We start from the raw sequence: 25397 nt of genomic DNA, 5'->3' as shown, positions 1-25397 counted from the left end.
TTCCGACAATAAAATAAGTATTGTAAAAAATATGATAATTGGTAATTTTGATACCTATTCTTTAGATCAGAATATTCCAAATCCATATTCAGAAACTACTACAATTAGCTTCTACTTACCAGAATCGACAAATGTAAAAATGAATATTTACAATATTTTGGGTGAGTTTGTAGAAGAGATTATATCTCAAGACTACGAAGCCGGTAAACACACTATAGAATTCGACTCTAAAGATTTATCTTCAGGATCATACTTCTATAAAATTATTACCGACAATTTTGTAGCTACAAAACAAATGAATATTGAAAAATAATCATAAGTTAAAACATTAAAAGAAACACCTGTGCGAATTTCGTACAGGTGTTTTTTTTTGTGATATATTTTAATGCATTATTTTTTAATTCAGCAATACTATTTTATTGATAATAAATATAAAGCATTAAATATATTAAGGAATATTTATGTTTTAGGCGATTATAATAAGCATTAAATTATTTTTGATTATTAATATTATTTTTAAAATTAGAATTAATTTAATACTTTTGCTCCTTAAATAAAAATTAAGTGAATAAAATTTTGGAGATTAAATATTAATATTTACATTGGCTAACTAAATTTTAAAATTATATGATTATGAAAAACGAATTACAAAAAATTCTTATTTCTTTAGCATTTGTTGCTTTAATTGCTTGGAATTCAATGGCATGCGATTACACTATTGTGCTTAAAGATGCAACTGCTTTTGGATGGTTTGGAAGTACTGTAACAGTTAATGTTGATGGAGTTGCACATTCAAATGCTGCTGATTTGACACTATTAAGTGGTTCAGAGACATCATTTACTTTTTCCGTTTCAGATGGTGAGGTACTAACAACTTCGTTCACACTGGGACAATTTGCTTTTACTTCCGATAATTTTGGATATTATATTGAAGACGCAGATGGTAACATCGTTTTGTATGACGGTACAGATGCAAGTGGAAATGTTATAATTACTGAAACCCCATCTGGAGTTTCAACAGGTGTAACAGTTACTTGTCCAATACCTTCAAATTTCGATATTGCAGTGAATTCCTGGTCATCTCCAGGCATGGCAATGTGCGATAATGATGCAAATCAAATGATTACCGTGGAATTAGTAAATAATGGTAATCAAGATGCAACCGGATTTACAGTAAACTATACAATTGATGGCGGATCTGTTGTTACTGAAACTTATAACCAAACATTAGCTGCTGGAGCATCTGAAAATTATTCTTTCACTGCGGTTGATTTTTCCGCTATCGGAGATTATGTAATAAATGCTTATGTTGATTTAACAGGCGATGCAGATAATTCAAATGACGCAATTTCATGGACAGTTACCACATATACAACTATAACTATTACAGATGTTGCCCCATTTACTGAAGGATTTGGTAGTGGTTCAAGCGATTTGCAATTAGTTACAAATGCAGAATCTAATGCCTCAATTTACGATATGGGCGGAGAATTTGTTCTTCGTTTAGAAGGTGCAGGTATTGGTGGTTGGACTGGTACTGCTTTCGGAACTACTGAAAGTAATGCTTGGAACGACAATACAGACCACCATGCTTCTGGATATGCATGTAATGTTGATGCTACACAAATAGCAACATGTGAATTACTTTTAGATTTGAAACAAATTTATCAAAATGGTCCGACTTATAGTTGGTTCAGAGTTTTGGTAAATGGAACCCAAGTTGCAGATATTAATGGAAATTCAAATTTTAATCCAACTACTCCAACAGGTGATTCATTTGCAAGCTTAACATTTGATCTTGATACTTATGCAGGTCAGAGTTTCACTTTGGAACTACAGGCATGTAATAAATATAGTGAGGCTGTAAGTGCCCCAGGAAATGTTGCATTTATTGATAATTTAATTGTTCGTGAAAAATTAGCATTAGATATTGGAGTAATTGATATTGTCTCTCCTACAAGTAGCTGTGGTTTAGGAAGCTCGGAAGATATGGTCGTTACAGTTTTTAACTTTGGTGTTGCAGCTGTAACTGATTTTGATATTAGCTACACTGTTGATGGAGCTGGAAGTTCAGACAATGTTACAGCTGTGAATATTGCAGCAGGAGGTTCTTATACTCATACATTTACCGGAGTAGATTTTTCAACTGTTGCATATCATACCGTTGTTGTAACAACAACATTAGTTAATGATGCAGACAATACAAATGATGCCTTTACTGAAACAATTGTTTCTTTACCAACTATTGTAGTTGATAATGCTAATCCTTACAATCAAAGTTTTGAATCTACTCATTATTGGTTATCTGGTGGTCAACTATCTACATGGGAGTTAGGTGCTCCTAATGGAAATGTTATTAACTATACAAGTTATGGAACAAATGTATGGATGACTGGCTTAAATACTTTTTATAATAATAATGAGCAATCTTATGTTGAAAGTCCATGTTTCGATTTTACGAATTTAATATTGCCTTCTTTCCAGTTCAGTTTTAGTGTTAATACAGAGGATGATTTCGATGCCGCCTCGGTGCAATACTCTATTGATGGAGGATCAAACTGGGAAAATATTTTAAGCGGAACCGGAGGACAAACATGGGCTACTTCTGCATGCGTTGCTTTAGATTGGTCAGGAGCTACTTATGCCTATACCAACACAAATTCTTGGGTTGGTATAAATGCTGAATTAGCTGTTCTTGCAGGTGAACCAAATGTTAAATTCAGATTTGTTTTTGGAGCAGATGCCTCAAATAATTCATATGATGGATTTGCATTTGATAATATCAATATAGTAGAAGTTGCGAATGTTAATGATATTGGTGTTTTATCTTGGGTAACACCTTTGTCAACTGCTTGTAATTTAGCAAATAATGAAGTTGTAACAGTTGAAGTAAAAAATTATGGAGTAACATCGGTATCTAATTTTGATTTAAGATATTCTTTAGATAATGGTTCAAATTATGTTACGGAGACTGTTGCAAGTACAATTCAAGCAGGAGATACACTTACTTATTCATTTACAACTACTGCTGATTTTAGTGGAGCGGGAACATATGAATGTATTGCTGTTGCTGATTTGCCTGCTGATAGTGATGCTTCAAACGATGGAGTTTCAATTTCAATTACAACTTCAGGAATTGACGAAATAGTTGGAGAATTTGAATTAGGAAATACTACCACAAGTTTTGGATATGATTATGGAGCAAATGCTTTAGCCACATTTAATGCAGGTAAATTTAGTTTTAAAGGAAGTGCTGCTAACACAGATTGGACAGGTGGTTCTGCCTTAGGTGGTACTACAGCCGACCAAGCTTGGAATATTAACACTACACATCAATCAAGTGCATTTACTTGTAATGTAGATGCTACATCATTAACAACTTTAGAATTGTTATTAGATTTAAAACAATCTTATCTTAATGGACCTGGATATAGCTGGTTTAGAGTTTTATTGAATGGTACACAAATAAGTGATGTAAATGGGACATCAGATTTTCATCCTTTAACTGAAAATAGCGATCCTTACTCAACAATTTATTTTGATTTGACAGGATATGAAGGAACTGAATTTATCCTTTCATTGGAATCTGCAAATAAATATGATGATAATCGTGCTTCTGTTAGGAATTTGATTATTCGTGAAAAATTAGCAACAGATGCTGGTGTTGTTGGTTTTGTTAGCCCAATTAGCGATTGTGGCTTAACAGGAACACAAGATGTTACTGTTTCAGTTAAAAATTATGGAACTTCTATTATAATGGGTGGACTTGATGTTACATACCAAATTGATGGAATTTTTGTTACTGAAACTATCTCAAGCAATATTTTTGCTGGTTCAACATTCGATTACACATTTACTCAAGGTGTTGATTTCTCAACCTTTGGTGGAGTTGGAACTTATGTATTTAATGCTTGGGTTGACTCAACCTTTGATTCATATGAAGAGAATAATGAATTTTTAGGTCATGTAGTAGATTATTTCGATCATGATTTTGGTGCTGGAGCTTATAATGAAAGCTTCGAAGTAAGTGAACCTCTTGGTTGGGCTACTGAAGATATTAATAATGATGGAATTGATTGGCTTCGATTCTTTAATACTCAAAATGCACAGGATGGTGATTATAGCTATGGTTTTGATTTCAGTACCGGATCTGCTAATGACTGGTTGTTTACTCAATGCTTTCAATTAGATGCCACTGAAACATATCAGATAAGCTTCTGGTATAATTCGTACTTATCTACTACAAATAAAGATTTGTATGTGAAAATGGGTACTGCCCAAAATGCTGCAGGTATGAACACAGATTTATTGTTTTTTGACAATGTAAATACAAGTGATGTATATGAGTTTGCAAATACTATGTTTACTGTACCTTCGTCAGGAACTTACTATTTTGGTTGGAAAACTTTCGGAAATTCTACTTTCTCTGCAGAATACATGTTAATTGATAATATTGAAATAAAAACTGTAACTCCACCAGATGTTGAGATTACTGCTTTGTTAGCACCTGTATCAGCTTGCGAATTTACTAATTCTGAGGTAGTTTCTGTTACTGTTACAAATAATGGTCCTGGAGATATTGACTTAGGTACAGTGATACCTTTGTCTTATGAGCTTGGAGGAAATACAGTAACTGAAAATTATACATTAACATCTGATTTTACAAGTACAAGTTCATTTACTTATTCATTCATAGCAACTGCTGATTTATCGGCTTTAAGTACTGATTATGATTTTGATATTACTGTTGCTTATGAATTTGATAATAATACTGGAAATGATACAAAATCATATACTGTTCAATCTTTTGGATATCCTACAGTTACATTTACCGGCTTTAATGGAGTTGGTTATTGTGTAGGCGATGCTGCAGTTACACTCGTAGGCGATCCTCTTGGAGGTACTTTCAGTGGTACCGGTATAAGTGGAGACCAATTTGATCCTGCAGTAGCTGGAGTTGGAACTTTCGATATTCAATATGATTATACTGATGTCAATGCTTGTGCAAGCTTCGACCTTCAATCAGTTATTGTAAGTGATCCAATAGTAGATTTAGGTACTGATATAACTACTCTCAATGTAGCAACTGTTGTTTTAGATGCAGGTGCAAATGCTAATTTCACATATTTATGGTCAACTGGAGAAACTACTCAAACTATTACTGGATTAGATTTTGGTGTGTATTCTGTTACTGTTACGGAAAATGGGTGTTCGGTTTCTGACGATATCGAAATAATTTTAGGAACTGTTGTTCAAAACATTGATTTACCAATAGGTTGGAGTATTTTCTCTACATTCCTTGATATTACTGACGACATTAGCACTGTATTTGCATCAGTTGAGTCTGAAATTGTAATTATGAAAAATGACGGTGGTGGAGTATATTGGCCAATATGGAGTATAAATGCTATTGGAGATATGGTTATTGGTGAAGGATATCAAGCTAAGATGGCCACTTCTCAGGTGGTTACATTAGAAGATACAGCTCTTGTTCCGGAAGAAACTATGTTGTCATTTATCGAAGGATATAATACAATTGCTTATCTACGTCAATCAGCTGCAGATGTTGAAGATATGATGACTTCTATTGTTGGCCTTATCGTAATTGTTAAAAACGAATCAGGATCTGTTTACTGGCCACAATACAATTTTAATAATCTTGGGGACTTGATACCAGGAAAAGGTTATAAAATTAAACTTACAGCTGCTACTAATTTCTATTATCCTGCAAACGATGTTGTTACAAAGTCGAGTATTATTCCAACAGAAACCTTCTATTATAATAGTGTAAATATTACTGAAAACAATATGGTAGTTGGATTTCCTGAAACAATATGGGGAGATTTGGTTAACAGTGGAGATGAAATTGGAATATTTGACGAAAATGGAAAAATAGTAGGTAGTTCTGTAATTAGTTCTAATTACTCTGCTGTTACTATTTGGGCAGATGACTTTACAACAGAACAAAAAGATGGTTTAAATGTTGGAGAACAATATTCAATAAAAGTATGGAACCAATCTCAAAATAAAGAATATTCTGTTGGAGTAAAAACTTGGATTGAAGGTAGTGAGTTTTATGCAAACGATGCAATTAGCATAGTTGGAAAACTTCATGTAATTTCTGATATTGATGACAGTTATGTTTTATATCAAAATGCTCCAAATCCGGTTAATGAAACTACAACGATTAGTTTTTATCTTCCGGAAGACTCATATGTGAATCTTGAAATTTTTAATTCAATTGGCGAAATTGTAGTTAAACTTGTTTCTCAAGATTTTAATGCAGGTGAACAATCAGTTGAGTTCAATGCAAAAGATATTGCTGCGGGAAGCTATTTCTATAAATTATCTACTAATAATTTTGTAGGAACAAAACAATTCACAATCGAATAGAACAAAAGATATATACAAAAAAGGGCTGCAATTTTCATTGCAGCCCTTTTTTGTTAATAAAAACTAAAGTTCTTAATAATAGATATACATTGTTTTATTGTTTTTTGTGTGTAATGTAGATTAATAAAATGAATAACAAATATTGTATAAGTACTATAGCAGAAATTGATTAAAACAATAATAAAATCATTGGGTAAATTTTATTTAAGTCCTAAATTATTATTCATTTCACGAGAAAAAACAGGTTTTGAACTTGGCCATCAAAGTAGAATTTAGCAGTAAAAGATAGTAAATTCTACCTGACTAATTTCATTTTTACTCAAAAGGTGATTCAAAAGTATCTCTTTTCCTATCTTTCTCCTTTCTTTGCTGATGTGTAGATTTGCTTTCCGGATCGCCAGGAGGCGATGTCATCATTACAAGTGATATTTCTGTATCAATTTTTACTATTTCAATTTCAGGTTTAATATACTTTTTCTTAGCTTCCATAACTACAGTTTTTTCTAAAAGTTATATAATTTTAATCAAAAGTTTGATTCATACTCGATGAGATTTCTATCATCCTATCATATTCTTCCGGAGTTAAATCTTTAAAATAATAGTGCTGTGGATTCGTTTTTTTGCCGTCTTTATGTACTTCGTAATGCAAATGCGGAGCAGTAGAAATACCTGTGTTTCCAACAAATGCTATAACATCACCTCTTTTAACTTTTTGTCCTTTTTTAACATTGAAAGAATTTAAATGAGCATATAGAGTCTTGTATCCGAATCCATGATCAATAATCACTTTATGTCCGTAGCCAACCCATCTCGATTTTACAATATCCGAAACAACTCCATCGCCTGAAACATAAACTTCTGTACCCTTTGGTGCAGTAAAATCCATACCATAATGAAATTTGCGGATTTTATAAACTGGATGAATTCTATAGCCCCAGCCAGAGGAAGTGCGCGTTAAATCTTTGTTTGAAATTGGCATAATAGCTGGGATACAACTTAGCATTTGCTCTTTATTAACTACAAGATGTTCTACTTCGTCGTATGATTTCGACTGAACGTATAAAGATTTTTCAATTTTATCTAATTTTTTTGCAGTTTCAATGACGATAGTAGAATTTTCGTACCCTTGATGTTTTTTGTAGCGGTTGATACCTCCAATTCCAGCTTTTCTTATTGTGCTTGAAATTGGTTCAGATTCGAAAATAGTACGGTAAATATTGTCATCTCTCTGTTGGATATCATCCAAAACTACAGATATTTGTTCGGCTTGTTTATTCAAAATTTCATATTGTAACGACAATTGATTAATTTCTCTTTTTAGTTGTTTTTCTTTTGGCGAATTGAAATAGCTCAAAAAAACTACAACTAAAATTACTGCCATTACAACACTTGCTGTGAAATAAGTAAACAGTTTAAATATCTTTTGTTTAATGCCCAGTTCTATTTTACTATAACTGAGAGAATCTTTATCAAAATGATATTTGTTTTTTGCCATATTTTACTTAAATCAATAAATATTCTAAATATACTGCAAAACTAATAAATAAATTAATTTTGCAAAAAAATGGAAACAGGTTTATTAATATTATAACAAGATAAAATGGAGTTTTAAATTTGAGTTTACTAAATTCAATAGGCCAGAGTATGACATTCTAAAGTAAACTTAGATTATTAAAATTTTTAATATAAATAATTATGAACGCAAATGAAATAAGGAAGGCATTTCATGATTTTTTTGAATCGAAAAAGCATGCGATTGTTTCTTCAGCCCCAATAGTTGTAAAAAACGACCCTACGCTAATGTTCATTAATGCAGGAATGAACCAATTTAAAGATATTTTTCTTGATAATGCTGAAGCTAAACACTTAAGAGTTGCAAATTCGCAAAAATGCTTAAGAGTATCCGGGAAACACAACGATTTAGAAGAAGTCGGACATGATACATACCATCATACAATGTTCGAAATGCTTGGAAATTGGTCGTTTGGAGATTATTTTAAAAAAGAAGCTATCAGTTGGGCGTGGGAATTTCTGACTGATGTTTTAAATCTTCCTATCGATAGACTATATGCTACAGTGTTTGAAGGCAATAAGTTTGAAAACCTCGACTTAGACATTGAGGCTTATAATTACTGGCTAAATTATCTTAAAAAAGACAAAATCCTATATGGCTCTAAAAAAGATAATTTCTGGGAAATGGGAGAGAGTGGCCCTTGTGGCCCTTGTTCAGAAATTCATATTGATCTGAGAGACGAAAAAGACAGAACCTCTATTGACGGTAAAACTCTGGTAAACAAAGATCATCCTCTGGTAATTGAAATCTGGAATCTGGTTTTTATTCAGTACAATAGAAAAGCAAGTGGAGAATTAGAGTTTCTGCCCAAAAAACATGTCGATACCGGAATGGGTTTCGAAAGGCTATGTATGGCAGTGCAAAATAAAAAGTCGAATTACGATACAGATGTGTTCCAATCATTAATTCAAGAAATTGCAAAAATGGCAAATTTGAATTATGGCGAAAACATAGATGCAGATATTGCAATGAGAGTTGTTGCAGATCATTTACGTGCAATTTCTTTTTCTATTGCCGATGGACAATTGCCTTCGAATAATAAAGCCGGATATGTAATCAGAAGAATTTTACGTCGAGCTGTTCGGTATGGATATACGTATTTGAATTTTTCAGAACCATTCATTTTTAAATTGGTTCCTGTTCTTATTGAAATTATGGGAAATGCTTTTCCAGAATTAGTGTCACAGAAACAATTAATTACTAAAGTTTTAAAGGAAGAAGAAATTTCTTTTTTACGAACTCTTGAAACTGGAATCAAATTATTAGATCAGATTATTTCAAAATCGATAAACAAAAATAATAAGCAGATAAATGGTAAAGTTGTTTTCGAATTGTATGACACCTACGGCTTTCCTTTAGACCTTACTGAATTAATTCTCAAAGAAAAAGGTTTAAGTTTAAATCATCAAGAATTTGAAGCAGAAATGCAAGCACAAAAGAGAAGATCAAAAGACGCTTCAAATCTCGAAACTCACGATTGGGTTGAATTAGCATATGCAAAAAATTTTGAATTTGTTGGCTACGATGAAACTATTTGCGATATCAGAATTGTTAAGTATCGATTTGTAAAAATGAAGTCGAAAAAATTGTTCCAGGTGGTTTTCGACAAAACTCCTTTTTATGCCGAAAGTGGTGGACAAATTGGTGACACCGGCTATATAGAAAACATTGAAGAAAAAATTCAAGTTATTAACACTATCAATGAAAATGGTTTGACTCTGCATTTGCTTGAAAAATTGCCAAAAAATATCAATGAAACCTTTAAAGCTGTTGTTGATGAGAATAGGCGAAGTTTAATTGCTAATAACCATACAGCCACACATATTCTTCATTTTGCTTTACGAATGGTTCTTGGTACTCATGTCGAGCAAAAAGGATCGCTTGTAAGTTCAGAAAATTTAAGATTCGATTTTTCACATTTTCAGAAGCTTACAGACGATGAGATTTCAAAAATTGAAGCCATTGCAAACAAAATGATTCGAGAAAATCTTATTATTGAAGACTTTAGGAGTCTCCCAATGAACAAAGCTCAAGAACTTGGAGCTATTGCACTTTTTGGAGAAAAATACGAAGACTTGGTAAGGGTAGTAAAATTTGGAGATTCTATTGAATTGTGTGGTGGCACTCATGTGAAAGCAAGTGGTCAAATTGGGATTATTAAAATTGTTTCGGAAAGTGCAATTGCTGCAGGTATTAGAAGAATTGAAGCAGTTACTTCTATAAAAGCTGAAAAATTAGTAAACCAAAATTTTGCTGAAATGAAGCAAATAAAGCAGCTTTTTAACAATCCGAAAAACATTGTCAGTAATATTGAAAAACTTATTGTAGAAAATAAAAGTTTACAAAAGCAATTAGAAGCTCATGCGAAAGATAAAGTCAAAATTACTAAAGATTCGCTTATTAAAAACATTACTGAAACAAATGGAATAAATGTAATTTGTGAAAAAATTGAAGTAGATTCCGCAACTTCTGTTAAAGATTTAGCATTTCAGTTGAAAACACAAATAGATAATTTATTCCTTGTAATTGGGGCTGAAATAAATGGTAAACCAAACCTCACAGTTATGATTTCTGAAAATTTGGTGAAAGAAAAAAATCTTAATGCCGGACAAATTGTACGCGAACTGGCAAAAGAAATTCAAGGTGGAGGTGGAGGCCAGGCATTTTTTGCTAATGCCGGTGGAAAAAAGGTAGATGGAATTAATGATGCTATTTCAAAGGCTTTTGAGATTATAAAGAATGTTTAAGTATATCATTTTTAGCCAGGCTTATAATTTTAAAATTCAAGAATAAATTACTTAATATTTTGAAAAAATAGATTCGCTATTTTTTCATGAAATTATTCAAGCAAATTTTACGAGTTTCTTCGATTAGAAATTCAAACAGCAAATTTTAGATGAGATCAATAAAAATAAATTGGTTAGTAGTTTCAAGTGCTATTTTTACTGCCGCAGTTTTAATTTTTGTAAAATTGAAGGTAAGTTTCCCAATAATTCTTTTCGATAAAATATTCCCAGGTTCGGCTTATTATGTAATTCCAATTTTTTCTATTTATGCTGGTTTTGTTGCATACAAAATGCAAAACGTCAGCGAAAGCTCAAAGTGGCGAAAATGGACGTGGACTTTATTTTGTGTTGTTTTTTTCTTGCAGTTTATTTTAGGATTGTTTGGACACGACGAATTTTTGATGACAGGGAAAATGCACATTCCTGTTCCTGCATTAATTATAGGAAGTGGAATATATAATATGAAAGTCTCCTTCATGCCAATTTTGTTTTTGAGTACGATTTTATTGTCTGGACCGGCTTGGTGTAGCCAGTTATGCTATTTTGGAGCTGTCGATAATATTGTTTCGGAAATAAAAAAGAGTGGGATTGCAAAATCAATTAAAAACAAAAATACACTAAAACATAGTTTCCTGTTTTTTGTAATTTTTGCCGCAATCTTACTAAGAGTTTTCGATGCAAATATTCAAATTGCAATAATTGGTGGTATCGGTTTCGGAATCGTAGGAATTGCAATTATTTTATTAGTTTCTCGTACCAGATCGCAAATGTACCATTGCACGGTTTATTGCCCGGTTGGAACTTTGGTTAGATACCTAAAATATATTTCGCCTTTCAGAATGTATATCGACGACAAATGCACGCTTTGTAACCATTGCACATCGCACTGCAAATATGATGCACTTAATATTGATAATATAAAAAACAAAAAACCAGCTCCAACTTGTACACTATGTGGCGATTGCTTATCGGCTTGCGGAAGCGATTCTATCAAATATAAATTTTTTGGTTTGAAGCCTCAACATGCAAGAAATTTGTATTTATTTATTAGCGTTTCGCTACACGCAATGTTTTTGTGTTTAGCAAGGATATAAGCCGATTTTGGTAGCTGATAAAATTATTTCAAATTTTGAGTTTTTCATTCAGGAATGATTCAATTCCTATTTTCTTTTTCACAATCGCTTAATTAGGTTTAATTCACTATCATCTTTTTTCTCAATATTATTTTATTATCAACAGTCAAAATATAGGTGTAAATTCCATTCTCAAAGTCTTTAGCAATAAGGGTTGTAGTATGTTTGCCTGCGTAAAGTTTTGAATTAATTATTGTTGAAACTTTTTGACCTAAAGAATTGTAAATTTCTAATTTTGCAAAAGAATTTTCTTTCAATGAAAATGAAATAGTTGAATAAGAATTAAAAGGATTCGGACTATTTTGGAATAATTTATTCTCCTCATTATTTTGTTCAATAACACCGACATAATTTTGATTTTGTGGTTGCTGCTGGGTAACACAATGTGTCATTCCGCCACCAAAATACAAGTTTCTTACATCTATTCCTACTACATTTCGTGAAGGATATAATAATTGTAATATAGAAATTGCTACGGTATCATTGGGATCATTATAGCTTGGAACCAGAACAGCATTATTTCCGATATAATAGTTTACATAACTACCCTTGTATCCAATGTTTTGCCCCCAAGTTGTAGAAACATTATTTACTGTAAGTGGCAGAAAAATATAATTAAAAGAGTTCCCATAAGCATTTTGTGCATTATACAATGTGTTTATATCCGAAGATGGTACATCCCAATATATGAGCGAAAGGCTGTCCATAGTTACAATTGTCGTTGTGTCGAGAAATCGTGCGAATCCATCAATGTGCATATCAGTAATTTCTAAACCCGCAACACCATCAAGCCAGATGAAATTTGTTACATCAAGATATGTTGTTAAATAATCTTCTACCTGAGCCTGTAACAAGTTTGGATTTCTATTACTGTTGATTATTGAGCTTTTGGTTGCCATCAAACTTCCATTACCATCTATTTCAATTGAGCCACCTTCTAAAATCATAGCACTTAAATCAATGTATGGGACAGAAATATCTGAGCTTATAAGTTGTGGAATAACATCACAAAGTGCATATGGAGCCGAATTTCCCCAACCATTAAAACCCCAATCGAGTATAACAACATCTCCAATACTATCATAAACGAAAATAGGTCCGTTGTCTCTCACCCACACGTCATTGTTTTGGTGAATGTAAAAATCAACATTTGTTAATGGTACATTTGCATTGTTAAGAACTTGAATAATATGATTTCGTTCAAGCATATTATATGCAATAATATGAACATTCTCACCACTCTGCAATTCTCTTGTCATTTCAATCCAACCTGGCTCGAGATCAGAACGATAAAATGGTCCATAAGTATGATTGTGAGGCCATTGAAGCCATGTTCCTTCATGCTGGGCAGTTTCTTCAGGCATTGTATATTGAATTGTTTGTGCATTTACACCTACTATAATTAATGAAAAAAATGCGATAAAGCATGCTTTGATAATATAACTTTTCATCTATTTATATTTTAGTAATTAATTTATATTCAGTTATACATTTGTTAAGAAATCTAGCAGTCAAAAGTTTACAATAAAATAGTTTATAGCATATCTAAATAATTTGCAATATATTGTAAACGAAACAAAGTTCAAAATTGCAAATCAAATGATACATTATTTAGTTTGAAAATAGTGAAGTGCAATTTTTCTAATTTCAGTAATTTTATTGTTGATATAATCCTATAAAATAATATTTCTAATCATAGCTATTTGTATGCAAATAAAGATTTTAAAAGATTCTATTAGTAAGTTTATGACATCAAAAAAAACAAAAAAAGATATCACCAAAGATTTGAATTAATTAGTGTTTGTTCTTTCAATAATTAGTTATATTTGCAAATTTCTTTGAAAAAACCAGAAACAATCGTTCTTAATATTTCTAATAAACTCTGAAGGTGAAATATTTCATCTGATTATTATAATTATTTCTAAAACACTGATGATAAAAGTTTATTTTATCTGAATTAAAATTCTTTTTTATGATTGATAACATTAATAATTCGACTGACGAAAACTTAAAGTCGATGAATGAACAGCAAGCAAGCAATGAGCTTCAGGACTTAAATCAAGATGCTAACAATATGGATGAAGAGCAAAACTCAAGTTCAGTTGAAAATGTAGTTGAAGAAAACCTTATTGAGGAACCAAAAATTGAGAGTTCACAGGTTTCTGAAACCACTGAAAATTCTGTAACAGAAGTGAAAATTGAAGAAAGCAATCTGGATGTTGAGAAAAATGATGAAGTAACATCTGAGGATGAACCAGAAAATCAGGCTGTCGAAAACATTGAACAAAATACTGTTGTTGAAGAATCAAAAACAGACGATTCGGTTTCTGAAATTCAATCTGAAAATAGGGAAATAGAAACAGTCTCAGAAATTGAAAATGTAGAAAATAGTGATGATATTGAGGTAAGTAGTAAGGAAGTTGAAAAAGCTACAACTGAAGTTTCAGAAATTGAAATTTCTACTGAAGATCAGCCGGAAGAACCTACGACTGAACCGGAGATATCTGAGAAAGTTGTTGACGAAAAGACAGAGACAAGCGAAGAAGCATCTATATCTTTAGATGAACCAAAAGCTGAAAACCCGGTTGAACCGAGCATAACTGAAGTTCCTGAGGAAAAAATTGAAGAAATTGACTATTCAAAATTAGACAAAACACAACTGGTTGATGAGTTTTCGAAAATTCTTGAAGACACTGAAATTCAAAACATACAAAACCTTAGAAATTTTGTAGATGAAATAAAGACTCACTTTTACAAAATTCATAATGAAGAAATAAAAACTCTTGAACAACAATACAAATCGGAAAGTGAAAACGGCACTTTGGATGGCTTTAAAATTGAACCCGACGAAAAAGAGGAGAATCTTAAAGAATTGTTGAAAATATTCAAGGCTAAAAAATATGAGTATAATCAAATTCTCGAAAAAGAAAAAGAAGAAAACTTACAAAAGAAATTACAAATAATTGAAGAAATTAAAGATCTCGCAAAAGGAAGCGAATCTTTATCAAAAACATTCAGCGATTTTCGCGAATTACAAAACCGCTGGAAAAATATTGGTTTAGTACCTCAGGCAAGTTTAAAAAACTTGTGGGAAACATATCATTATTACGTAGAAAAGTTTTATGATTTTATAAAAATAAACAAGGAACTTCGAGACTTAGATTTAAAAAAGAACTTAGAAAACAAATTAGTTCTTTGCGAAAAAGCCGAAGAACTACTAATTGAACCATCTATTTTAAAAGCATTTAAATCTCTACAAAAGTTGCACGACCACTGGCGAGAAATTGGACCTGTGCCTCGCGAGAAACGCGATGACCTTTGGGAAAGATTTAAAGAAGCAACCACAAAAATAAACATAAAACACCAAGCATATTTCGATAATTTAAAAAACGAGCAACAAAACAATCTTGAAGCTAAAATTGTATTGTGCGAAAAAGTTGAAGAAATTGCAGCACTCGAAATTGTAAAACCAAAAGAATGGGATGATAAATCGAAAGAAATTATAGAAATACAAAAGTTTTGGAAAACAATTGGTTTTGCTACAAAAAAAGAAAATAGCAAAATCTATGAACGATTTAGGCTGGCTTGCAACAATTTCTTCAATAAGAAACGAGAATATTTTGCCCAAGGAAAAGAAGAGCAAACAAATAATCTTCAACAAAAAATAAACCTTTGCATTCAGGCTGATGGTATGAAGGAAAGTACCGATTGGAAAAAAACTACAGACGAATACATAAAATTGCAAAGAGCCTGGAAAGAAATTGGACCAGTTCCAAGAAAAGATTCCGACAAAATTTGGAAGCGATTCCGCGGTGCTTGCGACACATTTTTCAACAGTAAAGAAAAATACTATTCAGAAATTGATGCAAGATATTCTGAGAATTCAAATCTAAAATTGGAATTGATAAAGAGAATTGAGGAATATCAACGTGTTGAGGACGATGTAGTAAATCTTGAAACATTGAAAGAATTTCAGAACGAATGGACAAAAATAGGACATGTTTCGTTCAAACAAAAAGATGAAATTCAGGCAAAATACAGAGAAGCCGTAAACAAACAATTCGAAAAACTGAATTTAGACGACTCGAAAAGGAACATTCTGTTTTATAAACACAAAATAGAAAGCCTGATTAAAAGTCCTAATGGAAAAGATAAACTCAGACGCGAACGAGAAAAAATGATAGAAAATATCAAAAGTTTAGAAAACGATATTATTCTTTTAGACAATAATATTGGCTTTTTTGCGAAAACGAAAAATGCCGAATCGCTTATCAAAGATGTAAACGTAAAAATTGAAAAAGCAAAAGATAGTATTAAATCGCAAAAACAGAAATTAGATTTATTATATAAAGCATTATAAAATTATATGACAATAGGGAATCAAATTCCCTATTTGTCTTATATAAAAATATTTGAAACCATATTAACCCATAATTTCACTATAATGAAAATTGATAAAACATTACTACTTTTAATAATATGTTTTTCGTTTTCGCTCGGAATATTTGCCCAAACTGGAAGCATTAGAGGCTTTGTTTACGACAAAGAAAATGGCGAACCCATTATTTTTACAAATGTCTATCTGCATAAAACAACCTTCGGAGCTGCTACCGATGTAAACGGATATTACAACCTTACGAACATTCCAGTAGGAAACTACACTTTAACTATTACTTATATTGGCTACGATACATTAAAAATGGCAGTCAATATTAAAACCAACAAAATCATAAACCAAAATTTAATTCTAAAAAAGTCATCAATTAGGCTAAAAGAATTTGTTATAAGTGCCGAACGAATGGAGATGAAAACCGAAATTCGTACCTCAATTGTAAAAATTACTCCAAAACAACTCGAAAAAATTCCAACCATGGGAAGCGAACCAGATTTAGCCCAATATCTTCAGGTTATTCCTGGTGTAGTTTTTACCGGCGATCAGGGTGGGCAACTATATATTCGTGGAGGTTCTCCAATTCAAAACAAGGTTTTATTAGACGGAATGATAGTTTACAATCCATTTCATTCTATTGGATTATTTTCTGTTTTCGATTCAGATGTTATCAGAAATGCCGACATTTATACCGGCGGATTTGGTGCCGAATATGGTGGAAGAATTTCATCAGTCATGGATATTACAACTAAAGATGGAAATAAAAACCGCTTGTCCGGGAAATTATCGACAAACACATTTGGTTCAAAATTTCTATTGGAAGGTCCTTTGAAAAAAGGATTGGAAAACTCAAACAATGGGGCATCATTTGTTTTCTCAGCAAAAACCTCTTATCTTGAAGAAAGTTCTAAATTGTTTTATTCCTATATTGATACAGCCGGTTTACCTTTCAATTTTACTGACTTATATGGAAAAGTTTCAATAAATGGAGCGAATGGAACGAAAATTAATTTGTTTGGTTTTAACTTCAACGATCAGGTAAATTATCAGACAATTTCAGATTTAAATTGGGAATCTTATGGAATAGGATCAAATATAATATTAGTCCCTTCAAGTGCCAATGCTCTTGTAAAAGCCAACTTTTCGTACTCAAATTATAGAATCGGTATTGAAGAATTAGACTCAAAACCAAGATATAGCGAAGTCGATGGATTTAATTTTGGACTTCAGTTTGTATATTTTCTGGGAACCAACGAATTTAATTATGGTATTGAGGCACTGGGATATAATACTGATTATGTTTTCTATAATTCGACTGGCAGAAAATTGGCACAAAATGAAAATACAACCGAATTAGGAGGATTTTTAAAATATAAACATATTGCCGGGAAACTATTGTTAGAACCAAGTTTCAGAGTTCATTATTATGCCTCTTTATCAGATATTTCGCTTGAGCCACGACTTGGGATTAAATATAATATTTCAGATAGATTGAGAGTAAAATTGGCTGCTGGTATATATTCGCAAAATCTTATTAGTGCTAATTCCGATAGAGATGTCGTGAATCTTTTCTACGGTTTCCTTTCTGGAACTCAAGATTTGCAAGAAGAATTTGATGGTGAGGAAGTAAAACACAATTTGCAAAAATCTCATCATGGTATTTTAGGATTTGAATTCGATCTTACCAATAGAATTGACATAAATGTTGAAGGTTACATAAAAGACAATGTTCAGCTTACAAGCATAAACAGAAATAAAATTTACGACGATACCGGCGAAAATAGCGACAAACCTGAATATTATACCAAAGACTTCATAATAGAATCAGGGAAAGCTTATGGGGTCGATTTTTTGCTTAAATACGATTATCGAAAACTTTATTTATGGTGTGTTTATTCCTTAGGCTATGTAACTCGCTATGATGGAGTTATTGATTATTTGCCACATTTCGACCGAAGACACAATGTGAACCTTGTCGGGTCCTATAAATTTGGAGAAGACTTAAATTGGGAACTTAGTGCTAGATGGAATCTTGGCTCGGGTTTTCCTTTTACAAAAACTTTAGGTTACTACGAAAAACTACCATTTATAAATGGAATTACTACAGACTATACTTCAGAAAACGGAGATCTTGGAATTATTTATGCCGATTTAAACACCGGAAGACTTCCATATTATCATCGTTTGGACGCATCCATTAAAAGAGTACTTTATTTTGGCAACAACTCCGAACTTAAAATTACTTTTAGTATTACGAATATATACGATAGAGAAAACATTTTCTATTTTGATCGGATAAAACATAGTCGAGTAAATCAACTGCCGATTATGCCAAGTCTTGGTGCAAGTTTTAAATTCTAAATAAATTTTTCTGATGAAATTTAATAGAATAATAATCATTTTAGTTTTTATTCCATTTTTTGTTTTTTCGCAAGAAAAGCAAGCCGAAAAAAAAGCCAAGATTGATGTTAGCAATTTTTTTGGGCGAATATATACCGGATTTTATTATGGGCTTGATGATAATATTAAACCAAAATCTGCATTTGGAATTTCTACTGCAATTTTAGGCTTCCATCATCAAATTTCCGAAAGAGTGAAAGCAACAATAATTTACGACGTAACCCGCACAACCAATGCCATTGACGTTTCCGACAGTCTTGGAAATTTTTTAAACGTCTCGTATTTTGAAGGTAGCAAGTACACAGCATTTCTGAAAATGGCAAAAATATCATGGGAATTTACCAAAAATTTTGAGCTTTCGGTAGGGCAATTATTAAATCAACAATATTTGACAGTTCAGGACAAATGGTGGGGTTTTCGTTATGTAAATGTAACCTATCAGGAAGCATACAGATACGGAATGCCGGCAGATTTTGGAGCGAGAATAACTTATAATCATCACAATATTTTGAAATATAGCATAAGTATTGTAAACGGAGATGGGCCATTCCGTCATCAGGACGACAACTCTAAATTTTTAGTGTCAAACAATTTTGAAGTAAACCTTTTTAAAAATGCAATTGCAAAAATCTATTTCGATTACGAACCCGGCTCTGAAAATGGTTCGGCAGAAAAAACGGCATTGTCTGCTTTTGCAGGATATAAAACTAAAAACTTGATGCTGGGTTTTGAATATTCGAAAGTATCGAACTATAAATTTGTGGAGGCGAACAATTTCGATGGAGTTTCAATTTATTCCTCTTATCGAATTTTGCAAAATACAAAAGCTTTAACAAGAATTGACTATGGAAATTTGCTTGAAAACTCTAAAAACAATCTATATTTTATTTTTGGTTTTGAACACGAGCCTGCAAAAAATTTCTTTGTCTCGCTAAATTATCGATACGATGATAGAATTGATAGTAACCAAATTCATGCTAATTTTGGAATAAAATTCTAATTTTGGAATAAAATTATTAATATTTTTTCAAGTCGAGAAATGAAACTTTTCACCGAAAATATTACCAAAACATACGGAAAACGCACTGTTGTAAATAAAGTTTCAATAGAAGTAAGCCAAGGCGAAATTGTTGGTCTCTTAGGTCCGAATGGTGCTGGAAAAACAACATCTTTTTATATGATTGTTGGCTTAATAAAACCTAATTCGGGCAAGATATTTTTGGAAGATGATGATATTACAAAATTACCTGTCTATAAAAGAGCTCAAAAAGGAATTGGATATTTGGCACAAGAAGCATCGGTTTTTAGAAAAATGACAGTAGAAGATAATATTCTTGCAATCCTCGAAATGTCTAAATATTCTAAAGAATATCAGAGAGACAGAACTGAAGAATTGATTGAAGAATTTGGATTAGCCAGAATTAGAAAAAGTTATGGAATTCAACTTTCGGGCGGAGAAAGAAGACGAACTGAAATTGCCAGAGCTCTGGCTATAAACCCAAGTTTTATTTTGCTGGACGAACCATTTGCCGGAGTAGATCCTATCGCTGTGGAAGACATTCAGGAAATTGTGTCGAAACTAAAAGCCAAAAATATTGGAATATTAATTACCGACCATAATGTACACGAAACACTATCGATAACCGACAGAGCATATTTACTTTTTGAGGGTAGCATACTTAAATCCGGAACCGCCGAAGATTTGTCGCAAGACGAACATGTCAGAAATGTTTACCTTGGGAAAAATTTTGAATTGAGAAGATAAAATTAATAATTACATTTTTCGTTTTAAGATATTTACATTGTGAAAAAAGCAGGAATACAACAAAAATTTATTGGTATTCAGCAATAATTGATAATTACACAAAATAAATTTTCATAAATTTGTTGCTATTTAGTTTTAATTAGTATTTAAAAATGATATTTTTCAATCACCTCGGGCAGTATTTTTTGCTACTTTACAAAGTTTTTTCCCGACCAGAAAAACCGAAAGTTTTTTTCAAAAATATTATAAAAGAAATTGACAAATTGGGAATAAATTCGATTGGAATTGTAGTAGTAATTTCAATTTTTATGGGGGCAGTAATAACTATCCAAACTGCTTACAATATTGACAGCCCTTTTATACAAAAGTATTTAATAGGACTTACAGCCCGCGATTCAATGATACTGGAGTTTTCATCAACCATAGTAAGCCTGATACTTGCTGGGAAAGTAGGTTCGAATATCGCCTCAGAAATCGGAACAATGCGTGTTACCGAACAAATTGATGCACTCGAAATTATGGGTGTGAATTCTGCCAGCCATCTTATTTTTCCAAAAATTATTGCAACTGTTTTCATCAATCCATTTTTAGTAATTTTAAGCATTTTTATTGGCATATTCGGAGGCTGGTTAGGTGGTGTAATTCTTACAGATTCTGTATCGTCTCACGATTATATTTATGGTTTGCAATTCGATTTTAAACCATATTACATACAATACACAATGATAAAAACAGTTGTTTTTGCCTTTATCATAACCAGTGTTTCTTCATATTACGGCTATTTTACAAGTGGTGGAGCCTTGGAAGTTGGGCGTTCGAGCACAAATGCGGTAGTATATAGCAGTGTGTTAATTTTGCTATTCAATTTGTTATTAACACAATTGCTTTTGTCATGATAAGACTAAAAAACATCTCAAAATCTTTTGACGATAAGAAAGTTTTGTCCGACATAAATGTCGAATTTGCATCTGGCAAAACCAATTTGGTGATAGGTCAGAGTGGCTCTGGAAAAACTGTCCTTATTAAATCTATGGTTGGTTTGTTTGAAATTGATGAAGGAGAAATTACATACAACGATCGCAATTTTACAAAAATGAATTTTAGAGACAAAAAATCCATTCGTAAAGAAATTGGGATGGTTTTCCAAGGCGGTGCATTGTTCGATTCATCTACTGTAGAAGAAAATATTATGTTTCCATTGGATTTATTTACCAATATGAATCCAAAAGAAAAACTTGATAGAGTAAATTTTTGTCTTGAAAGAGTTAATATTTCTAAAACAAATATGCTCTATCCCTCAGAAATCAGCGGAGGGATGAAAAAACGTGTGGCAATTGCAAGGGCTATTTCCTTAAATCCAAAGTATTTGTTTTTTGATGAACCAAATTCAGGATTAGATCCTTACACTTCAATTGTAATTGATAATTTAATTAAAGAAATTACTGAAGAATTTAACACTACCACCGTAATTAATACTCATGATATGAATTCGGTATTAGAAATTGGAGATAAAATTGTCTTTATCTATAAAGGCAAAAAGTGGTGGGAAGGCTCAAACACACAGGTCTTTAGTAACGATAATAAGGAATTGAACGATTTTGTATTTGCTTCAAAGCTTTCAAAAAATCTTAGAATGTGATTTAAAAACAATACAAAACTATTCAAACCAAATATATATTATAAGAGAGCAAATCGTTTTTTACAAATAGTTTTCTTCAAGCCAATTATTAATGCTTTCATTAATTCTTTCGTGTGGCTCCGAAACATCGGCCTTTACAAACTTTTCTCCAATGATTTTTTCATAAAGTTCGATATATCTTTCTGAAACCTCATTTACAAAAATTTCGTCCATTTTGGGAACTTGCTGACCTTTTTCGCCCTTAAAGCCTTGTTCCATAAGCCATTCTCTTACAAATTCCTTCGAGAGCTGTTTCTGTGCTTCTCCTTTTTCAAACCGTTCTTCATAACCATTGGCATAAAAATATCGGGATGAATCGGGCGTGTGAATCTCATCTATTAGGTAAATTTCACTATCCTTTTTGCCAAACTCATATTTTGTATCTACCAGAATTAAGCCTTTATCCTCAGCAATTTTACTCCCTCTTTCAAAAAGTTGTCTTGTATATTTTTCCAATAATTCGTATTCTTCCGGAGAAATCAAATTTTGTTTCAGAATTTCTTCTTTCGAGATAGGTTCGTCGTGCATGCCTTGCTCGGCTTTAGTTGTAGGAGTAATTATTGGTTCTGGAAAGCGTTGATTTTCCTTCATGCCATCAGGCAAACGAAGACCATAAATTTCACGAACTCCATTTTTATATTCTCGCCAAAGACTACCGGTTAAAATTCCTCTAATAATCATCTCAATCGGATATGTTTCAACTTTATGCCCAATCATAACTGTAGGATCCGGACACGAAATTTTCCAATTTGGTACAATGTCAGATGTCATATCGAGAAATTTGCTCGCAATCTGATTTAAAACCTGACCCTTGAAAGGAATTCCCTTTGGCAAAACTATATCGAAGGCAGAAATTCTATCAGAAACAAGCATGATAAGAAGTTTATTATCAACAGTGTAAACATCTCTAACTTTGCCAAGATAAAAATCGGGCTTCTTAGAAGTATTTAATTTTAAATTAGATTTTGTTAATGCAATAGCCATAATATTATAGATTTTGTTGTAAAATATTTGAGGCGAAAATAATAATTCTTTAAATAATAATAGTAATTTTGGCATGACAGAAATTTTTTATTAAAAATTAAAACTATGAAAATGGGAGTTGGAATATTCTTTGGAATTATAATTATTCTTGTAGGTATCAGTATTTTAATTAAAGTTATTTTTAAAATTGACTTCCCAATCTTTAAAATACTTTTCGGATTATTTTTGATTTATCTTGGTGCAAAATTTATCTTCGGAAGTTTTGGATTTTCAAATTTTAGATCATCTGGAGACGATGCAATTTTTAACGAAGTAACTATCGATGGGAAAATCAACGAAAAACGTGAGTATAATGCAGTTTTTGGAAAGGCAACCATAGATTTGCGAGATATTGAATTGACAGAAAAAGTTACGAAAATTGAAGTGAATGCAGTATTTGGAGGTTGTGTAATCCGTCTTAACGAGCAAACACCTGTAAAAATTAACGCTGATGCAATTTTTGGTGGTGTGGATCTCCCGGAAGGTGGTGCCGGAGGATTTGGAAGTTCAAATTACGAAAGCGATAATTTCGATGAAGCGCGAAATTATTTGGTCATTCAGGCAAGTGCAGTTTTTGGGGGTATCGAAATTAATAGATATTAACTATTTTCTGCTATTCTTCAATTGCATTATTTGCTAATTTATTTCAATGTAAATCATTAAAAATCAGCTAAATCAAATTAATACAATAATTTTCAAAACACAATAATGAGTTTCGTTTAAATTAATTTGGATAAAAAAGTTACTTTTGTATTCCAAATTAATGATATCAAAACACGAAAAAGTATGAAAAACAGGAATTTGGTTTCAATAAACGATTATTCAAAAGAAGAATATATGCGAATAATCGAATTAGCAAGCGAATTTGAAAAGAATCCAGTTCAAAATATTTTAGAAGGAAAAATTATTGCTTCTTTATTTTTTGAGCCATCAACTCGCACAAGATTAAGTTTTGAAAGTGCCGTTAACCGTTTACAAGGTAGAATAATCGGATTTTCAGATTCAGGTTCTTCAAGTGTGAAAAAAGGGGAGTCTCTTCACGATACCATAAAAACAGTTGAAAGTTATTGTGATTTAATAGTAATGCGTCATCCTATTGAAGGAAGTGCAAAATATGCGAGCGAAGTTTCGAATGTCCCTGTTGTAAATGCAGGCGATGGTGCAAATCAACATCCTACACAAACTTTGTTAGATTTGTATTCTATTTATAAAACTCAAGGAACATTAGAAGACCTAAATATTTTTTTAGTTGGAGATCTGAAATATGGACGCACTGTTCATTCCTTGCTTATGGCAATGTCAAAATTCAATACCACTTTTAATTTTATATCACCTGAAGAATTGAAAATGCCAAACGAATATAAATTATATTTAGATAATCTTGGATTGAAGTATTTCGAACATGCCGATTTTACTGAATATATTTCGGAAGCCGACATAGTTTATATGACAAGAGTTCAGAGAGAAAGATTTTCTGATCCTATGGAATATGAAAAAGTGAAGAATACATATGTGCTAAGAAAATATATGCTCGAAAACTCAAAGTCAAATATGAAAATTTTGCATCCACTTCCACGAGTAAACGAAATTCATACAGATGTTGATGCCAGCGATAAAGCATATTATTTTCAGCAAGCTCTAAACGGAGTTTATACACGGCAAGCTATTATTGCATCTATTTTAGGAATGAAATAAAGAAATCTGCTTGAAAAAATTCTCAAAGTTTTACAAAAAATTCTGAAACTATAATGAAAGACTCAAAAGAACTTAAAGTTAGTGCAATAAAAAACGGAACTGTAATTGACCGTATTCCTGCAAAAAACCTATTTAAAGTAATCACCATATTAGGGCTCGATAAAATTGAAAATCAGATCACTTTTGGTACCAATCTAGAAAGCAAAAAATTGGGAAGAAAAGCCATAATAAAGATTTCAGATAAAGATTTTCAGGAAGATGAACTAAATAAAATTGCATTGGTTGCCCCCGAAGCCAAACTCAACATTATTAAGAATTATACTGTTGTTGAAAAAAATGAAGTGGCTGTTCCAGACATTATAAAAGGAATTGTCAAATGCGTAAATCCAAAATGTGTTACAAATTATGAAAGCATAAATACCAAATTTACAGTAATTTCTAAAACAGATGTTGCGTTAAAATGTCATTATTGCGAAAAAATTACCGATCAGGAACATATGATCATCGTTTAGTGTTTTTATAGTTACAAGCAATATTTTGAAATAAAACTTGAATTTTTCA

17 protein-coding genes are annotated in these 25397 nt (G+C 31.9%); 13 read left to right on the top strand and 4 right to left on the bottom strand.

The window, feature by feature from the left end; translation table 11 throughout:
* Nucleotides 1–31 precede the first annotated feature (31 nt).
* Together HN894_12295 and HN894_12290 are read left to right on the top strand one after the other, a co-directional pair.
* Nucleotides 32–313 carry a T9SS type A sorting domain-containing protein gene (locus tag HN894_12295; protein MBT7144101.1) on the top strand — a complete coding sequence of 94 codons (282 nt, stop codon included), beginning with the start codon at nucleotides 32–34 and terminating at the stop codon, nucleotides 311–313.
* A gap of 320 nt (nucleotides 314–633) precedes the next feature.
* A complete protein-coding gene (locus HN894_12290; protein MBT7144100.1) occupies nucleotides 634–6393 on the top strand; it encodes a T9SS type A sorting domain-containing protein in 5760 nt (1919 codons plus the stop codon).
* Nucleotides 6394–6708: 315 nt separating this feature from the next.
* Here the strand turns inward: HN894_12290 and HN894_12285 are convergent, their stop codons facing one another.
* On the bottom strand, nucleotides 6709–6882 hold the full coding sequence (locus HN894_12285; protein MBT7144099.1) for a hypothetical protein: 174 nt from the start codon (nucleotides 6880–6882) through the stop codon (nucleotides 6709–6711).
* Between the two features lie 31 nt (nucleotides 6883–6913).
* A complete protein-coding gene (locus tag HN894_12280) occupies nucleotides 6914–7888 on the bottom strand; it encodes a M23 family metallopeptidase (protein MBT7144098.1) in 975 nt (324 codons plus the stop codon).
* 200 nt (nucleotides 7889–8088) lie between these two features.
* Here HN894_12280 and alaS point away from each other — a divergent pair, with 200 nt between their 5' ends.
* Together alaS and HN894_12270 are read left to right on the top strand one after the other, a co-directional pair.
* Nucleotides 8089–10713, top strand: a complete 2625-nt coding sequence (gene alaS, locus HN894_12275; GenBank protein MBT7144097.1) for an alanine--tRNA ligase — start codon at nucleotides 8089–8091, stop codon at nucleotides 10711–10713.
* A gap of 149 nt (nucleotides 10714–10862) precedes the next feature.
* On the top strand, nucleotides 10863–11846 hold the full coding sequence (locus HN894_12270; GenBank protein MBT7144096.1) for a 4Fe-4S binding protein: 984 nt from the start codon (nucleotides 10863–10865) through the stop codon (nucleotides 11844–11846).
* A gap of 98 nt (nucleotides 11847–11944) precedes the next feature.
* Here the strand turns inward: HN894_12270 and HN894_12265 are convergent, their stop codons facing one another.
* Nucleotides 11945–13336 carry a T9SS type A sorting domain-containing protein gene (locus HN894_12265; GenBank protein ID MBT7144095.1) on the bottom strand — a complete coding sequence of 464 codons (1392 nt, stop codon included), beginning with the start codon at nucleotides 13334–13336 and terminating at the stop codon, nucleotides 11945–11947.
* A gap of 521 nt (nucleotides 13337–13857) precedes the next feature.
* On the opposite strand from HN894_12265, the gene HN894_12260 reads away from it, so the two are divergent.
* From HN894_12260 to HN894_12235, 6 genes are all read left to right on the top strand, one after another.
* Nucleotides 13858–16245, top strand: a complete 2388-nt coding sequence (locus HN894_12260; GenBank protein MBT7144094.1) for a DUF349 domain-containing protein — start codon at nucleotides 13858–13860, stop codon at nucleotides 16243–16245.
* Between the two features lie 84 nt (nucleotides 16246–16329).
* Nucleotides 16330–18636, top strand: coding sequence for a TonB-dependent receptor (locus tag HN894_12255; protein ID MBT7144093.1), 2307 nt, complete (start codon nucleotides 16330–16332; stop codon nucleotides 18634–18636).
* A gap of 13 nt (nucleotides 18637–18649) precedes the next feature.
* Nucleotides 18650–19675: a hypothetical protein gene (locus HN894_12250; GenBank protein ID MBT7144092.1), complete on the top strand. Its 1026-nt coding sequence runs from the start codon at nucleotides 18650–18652 to the stop codon at nucleotides 19673–19675.
* Nucleotides 19676–19714: 39 nt separating this feature from the next.
* Nucleotides 19715–20440: an LPS export ABC transporter ATP-binding protein gene (gene lptB / locus HN894_12245; protein ID MBT7144091.1), complete on the top strand. Its 726-nt coding sequence runs from the start codon at nucleotides 19715–19717 to the stop codon at nucleotides 20438–20440.
* 152 nt (nucleotides 20441–20592) lie between these two features.
* Nucleotides 20593–21336, top strand: a complete 744-nt coding sequence (locus tag HN894_12240) for an ABC transporter permease (protein ID MBT7144090.1) — start codon at nucleotides 20593–20595, stop codon at nucleotides 21334–21336.
* Nucleotides 21333–22079, top strand: a complete 747-nt coding sequence (locus HN894_12235; protein ID MBT7144089.1) for an ATP-binding cassette domain-containing protein — start codon at nucleotides 21333–21335, stop codon at nucleotides 22077–22079. Before HN894_12240 ends, HN894_12235 begins: the two co-directional genes overlap by 4 nt.
* A gap of 60 nt (nucleotides 22080–22139) precedes the next feature.
* Here the strand turns inward: HN894_12235 and HN894_12230 are convergent, their stop codons facing one another.
* Nucleotides 22140–23102 (bottom strand): phosphoribosylaminoimidazolesuccinocarboxamide synthase, encoded by a 963-nt coding sequence (locus tag HN894_12230; GenBank protein MBT7144088.1) that lies wholly within the window; start codon nucleotides 23100–23102, stop codon nucleotides 22140–22142.
* Nucleotides 23103–23207: 105 nt separating this feature from the next.
* Between HN894_12230 and HN894_12225 the strand changes: the two genes are divergently transcribed.
* The 3 genes from HN894_12225 (at nucleotide 23208) to HN894_12215 (ending at nucleotide 25348) form a co-directional block, all read left to right on the top strand.
* Nucleotides 23208–23744: a hypothetical protein gene (locus HN894_12225; protein MBT7144087.1), complete on the top strand. Its 537-nt coding sequence runs from the start codon at nucleotides 23208–23210 to the stop codon at nucleotides 23742–23744.
* Nucleotides 23745–23927: 183 nt separating this feature from the next.
* A complete protein-coding gene (gene pyrB / locus HN894_12220) occupies nucleotides 23928–24836 on the top strand; it encodes an aspartate carbamoyltransferase (protein ID MBT7144086.1) in 909 nt (302 codons plus the stop codon).
* Nucleotides 24837–24889: 53 nt separating this feature from the next.
* Nucleotides 24890–25348 carry an aspartate carbamoyltransferase regulatory subunit gene (locus HN894_12215; GenBank protein MBT7144085.1) on the top strand — a complete coding sequence of 153 codons (459 nt, stop codon included), beginning with the start codon at nucleotides 24890–24892 and terminating at the stop codon, nucleotides 25346–25348.
* The last annotated feature ends 49 nt before the right edge of the window (nucleotides 25349–25397 follow it).

The organism is Bacteroidota bacterium, from assembly GCA_018692315.1.
GTDB lineage: Bacteria > Bacteroidota > Bacteroidia > Bacteroidales > JABHKC01 > JABHKC01.
This window is presented reverse-complemented; position numbering and strand designations above follow the sequence as displayed.

Coding starts and splice junctions, on each gene's coding strand:
- HN894_12280 (MBT7144098.1), bottom strand. CDS start 7,888: ATGGCAAAAAACAAATATCATTTTGATAAAGATTCTCTCAGTTATAGT.
- HN894_12230 (MBT7144088.1), bottom strand. CDS start 23,102: ATGGCTATTGCATTAACAAAATCTAATTTAAAATTAAATACTTCTAAG.
- HN894_12265 (MBT7144095.1), bottom strand. CDS start 13,336: ATGAAAAGTTATATTATCAAAGCATGCTTTATCGCATTTTTTTCATTA.
- HN894_12240 (MBT7144090.1), top strand. CDS start 20,593: ATGATATTTTTCAATCACCTCGGGCAGTATTTTTTGCTACTTTACAAA.
- lptB (MBT7144091.1), top strand. CDS start 19,715: ATGAAACTTTTCACCGAAAATATTACCAAAACATACGGAAAACGCACT.
- HN894_12290 (MBT7144100.1), top strand. CDS start 634: ATGAAAAACGAATTACAAAAAATTCTTATTTCTTTAGCATTTGTTGCT.
- alaS (MBT7144097.1), top strand. CDS start 8,089: ATGAACGCAAATGAAATAAGGAAGGCATTTCATGATTTTTTTGAATCG.
- HN894_12225 (MBT7144087.1), top strand. CDS start 23,208: ATGAAAATGGGAGTTGGAATATTCTTTGGAATTATAATTATTCTTGTA.
- HN894_12255 (MBT7144093.1), top strand. CDS start 16,330: ATGAAAATTGATAAAACATTACTACTTTTAATAATATGTTTTTCGTTT.
- HN894_12235 (MBT7144089.1), top strand. CDS start 21,333: ATGATAAGACTAAAAAACATCTCAAAATCTTTTGACGATAAGAAAGTT.
- HN894_12270 (MBT7144096.1), top strand. CDS start 10,863: ATGAGATCAATAAAAATAAATTGGTTAGTAGTTTCAAGTGCTATTTTT.
- HN894_12215 (MBT7144085.1), top strand. CDS start 24,890: ATGAAAGACTCAAAAGAACTTAAAGTTAGTGCAATAAAAAACGGAACT.
- HN894_12295 (MBT7144101.1), top strand. CDS start 32: ATGATAATTGGTAATTTTGATACCTATTCTTTAGATCAGAATATTCCA.
- HN894_12250 (MBT7144092.1), top strand. CDS start 18,650: ATGAAATTTAATAGAATAATAATCATTTTAGTTTTTATTCCATTTTTT.
- pyrB (MBT7144086.1), top strand. CDS start 23,928: ATGAAAAACAGGAATTTGGTTTCAATAAACGATTATTCAAAAGAAGAA.
- HN894_12260 (MBT7144094.1), top strand. CDS start 13,858: ATGATTGATAACATTAATAATTCGACTGACGAAAACTTAAAGTCGATG.
- HN894_12285 (MBT7144099.1), bottom strand. CDS start 6,882: ATGGAAGCTAAGAAAAAGTATATTAAACCTGAAATTGAAATAGTAAAA.